Origin of the sequence: Streptomyces calidiresistens (genome assembly GCF_014141525.1) — a bacterium.
GTDB classification, from domain to species: Bacteria; Actinomycetota; Actinomycetes; order Streptomycetales; family Streptomycetaceae; genus Streptomyces; species Streptomyces calidiresistens.
On sequence record NZ_VKHS01000349.1, the window covers coordinates 1 to 5,551 of the forward strand.

Annotated in this window: 4 protein-coding genes; 2 read left to right on the top strand and 2 right to left on the bottom strand. The window is 73.4% G+C overall.

What is annotated here, in order from left to right; genetic code table 11:
• Positions 1-583: 583 nt before the first annotated feature.
• The gene (locus tag FOE67_RS15085; protein ID WP_182664528.1) at positions 584-1,675 is read left to right on the top strand and encodes a hypothetical protein; all 1,092 of its coding nucleotides are present in this window, start codon (positions 584-586) and stop codon (positions 1,673-1,675) included.
• 175 nt (positions 1,676-1,850) lie between these two features.
• Here the strand turns inward: FOE67_RS15085 and FOE67_RS15090 are convergent, their stop codons facing one another.
• Positions 1,851-2,744: an NADP-dependent oxidoreductase gene (locus tag FOE67_RS15090; RefSeq protein WP_182664530.1), complete on the bottom strand. Its 894-nt coding sequence runs from the start codon at positions 2,742-2,744 to the stop codon at positions 1,851-1,853.
• Between the two features lie 70 nt (positions 2,745-2,814).
• On the opposite strand from FOE67_RS15090, the gene FOE67_RS15095 reads away from it, so the two are divergent.
• Positions 2,815-3,420 carry a TetR/AcrR family transcriptional regulator gene (locus FOE67_RS15095; protein WP_182664532.1) on the top strand — a complete coding sequence of 202 codons (606 nt, stop codon included), beginning with the start codon at positions 2,815-2,817 and terminating at the stop codon, positions 3,418-3,420.
• A gap of 132 nt (positions 3,421-3,552) precedes the next feature.
• On the opposite strand, the gene FOE67_RS15100 is transcribed toward FOE67_RS15095, so the two are convergent.
• The gene (locus tag FOE67_RS15100; protein ID WP_182664534.1) at positions 3,553-5,490 is read right to left on the bottom strand and encodes a GMC oxidoreductase; all 1,938 of its coding nucleotides are present in this window, start codon (positions 5,488-5,490) and stop codon (positions 3,553-3,555) included.
• Between the last annotated feature and the right edge of the window lie 61 nt (positions 5,491-5,551).

The window sequence follows — 5,551 nt, forward strand, 5'->3', positions numbered from 1 at the left end:
GCGGGCGCGGGGGCGCGGCGGGCGCCGGCGGAGCGCTCCGTTCGACCGACCCGACCGGGGCCGGCGTCACACGGGGTCACCCGGGGGCGACCCAAAGTCGATCATGGACGACCGCGGGGGCTCCGGCCGCGACCGGAGCCGTTTTTTCTCCGGAACGCGGCCGTTCCGGTACTTGCCCGGGGGCTCCCGATGGCTGAGGATTCAAGGACACCCTCGGATCGTCAATGGTCCGACCACGGACGGCGACGCCACCCCCCGGGCGTCGCCCCACCGGCACCCGTGCCGCCCTGTCGCCGGTGCCGGCCGGGCCCCGGCGCGATGTTCTCCCCCCGGAACGCGCGTCGGGGCCTCTTTGCGTTCCGATCGCCGTTCCCCGTGGGGCCCCGCACCGAAAACCGCGCAGTGCGGGCGGACGGGGGGCGAAGGCGGGTTGTACCCACTGGAGGGCCCGGTATGCGAGCCGTGGAGAACGTGACCCTTCCGTGACCGAAAGCGCTACAACCGATCGCATGTTCGGCGGGTCACACTTGGCGTCACTTCGGATGCGGGAGTCCCTGAACCCGCTTTGAACAAAGGGACCTTGATGAAGCTTCGTCGCGCGATGGCGACAGCAGCGGCCACGGCCGTGATTGCCCCCGCCGCCCTCCTGGCGGCCTCCCCGGCGTTTGCCGCGGAGCAGGGCGAGGACGAGACCTCGGGTAACGAGGTGCTCGTCGACGAGAAGGCCGGCGACGAGATCGTCGCCGAGGAGAGCGCCCAGCCGCTCACGGATGAGCCCGCCGAGGACGAGATCGTTCCCGTGGAGGACGACGCGGACGCGGACCTCACCGAGGACGAGGACGACGAGTCCGCCGACCCCGACGGCCAGGTCCCCGGCGAAACCCCCGTTGACGACGAGGGCGAGACCCCCGGCGAGGACGGCCGGGACGAGGACGGGGACGAGGACGAGGAGTCCGGCGAGGCGCCGGAGGACGAGTTCGCGTTCTGCACCGACCTCGACGCCGACTACGAGGACGGCCTGCTGACCGAGGTCGTCGGCCTGCCCGAGACCATCGTCGCGGGCAGCGGCTGGCACGAGTTCAGCATGCACGCCACCAACGTCAGCGACGTCGACCTCCGCGACGTGATCCTGTGGGCCGAGGTGGAGAACCTCAAGCTCTACGAGGACCTCGAGAAGGGCGAGCTGGACTTCGACAACCTGGACAAGTACGCCTGGCTGTCGGAGTACGTCAACCTGGAGTTCCGGAACGGCGGCGGCTGGAAGGCCCTGGACGATGACGGCTTCGCGGCCGGCATCTACGCCGAGCTGGACACCCTGCCGGCCGGTAGCGACACCGTCGTGACCGACTTCCGGATCTCCATCGACAAGGACGCCCCGACCGTCGAGGGTGCCGCCGTCAGCGGTGGCGCCTACATCGGTGAGGTCAACGGCCAGGAGTGCGGTTGGGAGGGCGGTTGGTACTACGCCTTCTCCATCACCGCTCCCGGTGGGACCGGCAGCGACAAGGAGGCCGAGCCCGCCGGCCCGGCCAAGCGCAGCCCGGACCTGCAGCTCGCCCAGACCGGTGCCGGTGCGGGCCTGACGGTCTACGCCCTGACCGGTGCCGCCGCCGTCGCCATGGGTGCCGCCGCCGTCTACATGGTGCGTCGTCGCGGCGCGGGTGCCGCCGTCTGATCGGCATCCGTCCGTAACACCCGCACCACCCGGTAACACCCCGCATCACCCGTGAGGAGGGCGCCGTCCGTCGACGCGCCCCCCGCACACCCGGGCCGGTTCCCCCACGGGGAGCCGGCCCGGGGCCGTCCCGGGGCCGTTTCGGGGCCGTCCCGGGGCGACGCGCGGCCGGCTTTCAGACGATCAGCACCCGACGCCCCCGCGTGTGGCCGGCTCGGCTGTCGACGTGCGCCGCCGCGGCCTCGGCGAGCGGGTACGACTTCTCGATCGGGATGCGGAGCCTTCCCCGCGAGATCAGGTCGACCGCCTCGGCCAGGGCGTCCGGCATGCTGCCGGCCACTCCGGAGAATCGGACACCGAGCTCCGCCGCCTCCGGGTCGGCGATGGAGAGCACCTTCCCCCGGTCCCCGGTCAACGCGATGAGCTCGCGGAGCACGCCCGAGCCGGCCAGATCGAGAGCCGCGTCGACCCGGCCGAGTCGCCGCACCCGCTCCACCCAACCCTCGCCGTACGTCGTGGCGAGGGCACCCATGCCGCGCACATGATCCCGGCTCGCGGCTCCGGCGGTGCCGATCACCGTGATCCCGCGCTCCCGGGCGAGCTGCACCACGGCCGAGCCGACTCCCCCGGAGGCGCCGCTGACCAGCAGTGTCTGCCCGGCCCGCACACCGACCTCGCGGATCACGCGCCGTGCGGTCTCCGTGACGGAGGGGTATCCGGCCGCCTCCTCGAACGTCAGCCCCCGGGGCATCCGGGCCCAGGCCGACAGCACGGCGAACTCGGCGTAGGTGTTCTCCCCCGCGCCGAACACGTGGTCGCCGACCGCAACCCCTTCGACGCCCTCGCCGACCTCGTCCACCACCCCGGCGGCGTCCTGCCCGAGCCCGGCGGGCAGTTCGAGGGGGCGGACCCCTCGGAATTGACCTTCACGGATCCTCCAGTCGACGGGGTTCACGCCCGCCGCTCGAACGGCTATGCGAATCAGGCCGGGTCCCGCGTGGGGCTCCTCGACGTCTTCGAGTCGCAGGACCTCCGGTCCACCGAACCGGGCGAAGCTCACTCTTCTCATGCCGGCGACCATAGCACTAACGGTTAGCTTTTAAAAACAGTTGTTCTTTCACACCTGATAGCGTTGCGGGATGACCGTGCCGCCCGGACGCCGGGAACGCAAGAAGGCCGCGACCCGCCGGAAGATCGCCGATGCCGCCCTGCGGCTCTTCCTGGAACGCGGCTACGAGGCCGTGGGCATCCGCGACGTGGCCGCCGAGGCCGACGTGGCGGTCACCACGGTCTTCTCCCACTTCGCCTCGAAAGAGGCCCTGGTGTTCGAGCAGGACGAGGACTTCGGACAACGCCTCCTGCGCGCCGTCACCGACCGGGCACCGCACGAGCCGCTCATCCCGGCGCTGCGCGACCGGATCGGGGCCCTGGTGCGCCATTGCACGACGGATGCCGCCGCCCCGATCCAGCGGATGATCGACGCGTCACCCGCCCTGCGGGAGTACGAGGAGGCGGCGAGGCTGCGTCACGCCGAGTCGCTGGCCACGGCCATCGCCGCCGACCCCGACCGGCCGCGGACCACCACGGCCTGCCGCACGATCGCGAGGTTCGTGGTCGATGCCTATGCGCTGGCCCGGGACGCGGCCGATCCGGAAGCCGCGGTGGAGGAGATCTTCCGGATGATCGAGGCGGCCTGGGAGGTCACCCGCCCCGCCACGCACCCCACCGACCCGGTCGGCTCGTAGTCCGGCCCGGGGGCGGCCCGGCCCCGTTTCACCGAACCCCCCGGCGGAGCGGTGGCCCCCCGCCCGCTCCCGCTCCCGCCGCCCGGCGGCGTACCGGTGTTCCCCGGGTCGTGTTCCTCCCCGGGCCGGCGATCAAGGGGCGGCGTCGCCGTCCCGGCCGGTCTCCCCGCCGGTGCCGGGGAGACCCTCCCCGGCGGCGCGGGGCGGGACGGTGGGGACGGGGAGCACCGGGAGGCGCAGCGCGGCGAAGGCGGTCCCCGGGACGGCGGGGCGCAGCGGCGCGACGGGGGCCAGGCGCCGGTACCCGGCGCCCTGCGCCGGGCGGGGGTCCGGCTCGCCCCGGTTGGGCCACAGGGACATGGCGCGCTCCGCCTGGGCGGTGATGGTCAGCGAGGGGTTGACGCCCAGGTTGGCGGAGACCGCGGAGCCGTCCACGACGCTGATCCCCGGGTGTCCGTACAGCCGGTGGTAGGGGTCCACGACACCGGTGTCGGGTCCGTCGCCGATGGGGCAGCCGCCCAGGAAGTGGGCGGTCATCGGCATCCCGAAGACCTCCCCCACGTTGGTGCCGGCGAAGCCGCCGATCTCCTCGGCCAGTCGGCGGGCCGCCTCGGCGCCCTCCGGGATCCACTCGGGGTTGGGCGCGCCGTGTCCCTGCCGGGCGGTGAGCAGGCCCCGGCGGGGGCCCCGTCGGCGCAGATGGGTGGTGAGCGAGTTGTCGTGGGTCTGCATGACCAGTCCGATGATGGTGCGTTCGGACCAACGGTGGTTGGACAGCGAGCGCAGGAAACGGACGGGGTGGCGCAGGCTGGAGCCGAGGAAGGCGAGCGGGCGGGGCAGTCGTCCCTCCCGGTTGAACTGGGCGATGGACAGCAGCCCCATGGCGTTGGAGCCCCGGCCGTAGCGGACCGGTTCGATGTGGGTGTGCTCGTCGGGGTGGATCGAGGAGGTGATGGCCACGCCCCGGGTGAAGTCGGGGTCGACGGGCGGGCGTCCGGCGGCGGCCATGGCCCGGCGGTAGCGGCGGGGGGTGGTCTGCGCGCCGACCAGGGCCTCGGAGTTGGTGCGGGTGAGGGTCCCGAGGCGGTCGGAGAGGCGGGGCAGCAGGCCGCTGTCGCGCATCCGGTGCAGCAGGGTCTGGGTGCCGTGGGTGCCGGCGGCGAGCACCACCCAACGGGCGCGCAGCACCCGGGCGCGGCGGCGCCTGCGGCGCGGCGGGGCGTCGGTGGGCACCACGGTGACGGCGTGGCCGGTGTGTCCCTCGCGGTCGGTGAACTCGGTGATCGCGGTGACGGTGGTCAGGGGGTGGATCACCGCCCCGGCGCGTTCGGCGAGGTGGAGGTAGTTCTCGTTGAGGGTGTTCTTGGCACCGTGCCGGCAGCCGGTCATGCACTCCCCGCAGCGGCTGCACGCCCGCCGGTCGGGACCCGCGCCGCCGAAGTAGGGGTCGGGGACCTCCTCGCCGGGGCGGGCGGTGCGGGTGCCGTCCCCGTCCAGGCCGTCGCCGAAGAAGACGCCGACGGGGGTGGAGCGGAAGGTGTGGCCGATGCCCATGCGGTCGGCGGCGGCGCGCAGGTGTTCGTCGGCGGGGGTGGTGTCGGGGTTGATCCGCACCCCGAGCATCCGGCGGGCCTGCTCGTACCAGGGGGTCAGTTCCTCGCGCCAGTCGGTGATCCCGGCCCACTGGCGGTCGGCGAAGAAGGCGTCCGGCGGGACGTAGAGGGTGTTGGCGTAGTTGAGGGAGCCGCCGCCCACGCCGGCCCCGGCCAGGACCAGGACGTTGTCCAGGGGATGGATGCGCTGGATGCCGTACAGGCCCAGGCGGGGGGCCCACAGGTAGTCGCGCAGGTTCCAGGAGGTGGCGGGGAGTTCGGCGCGCTCGAAGCGGCGGCCGGCCTCCAGGACGGCGACCCGGTACCCCTTCTCGCCCAGACGGAGGGCGGCGACGGCGCCCCCGAACCCGGAGCCGACGACGATCACGTCGTGGTCGTAGTCCTCGTGTGGGGTCGCGTCGTGATCGGTCCCGGTGGGGCGGTCGGTCCCGGTGGGGCGGTCGGCGGCCTCGGACACTGCGTCCTCCTGGCGGTGCGGGCCCGACGGTGCGGGTGGCGGCGGAGCGGGGCGGGAAAGG

Coding starts and splice junctions, on each gene's coding strand:
- FOE67_RS15085 (WP_182664528.1), top strand. CDS start 584: ATGAAGCTTCGTCGCGCGATGGCGACAGCAGCGGCCACGGCCGTGATT.
- FOE67_RS15090 (WP_182664530.1), bottom strand. CDS start 2,744: ATGAGAAGAGTGAGCTTCGCCCGGTTCGGTGGACCGGAGGTCCTGCGA.
- FOE67_RS15095 (WP_182664532.1), top strand. CDS start 2,815: ATGACCGTGCCGCCCGGACGCCGGGAACGCAAGAAGGCCGCGACCCGC.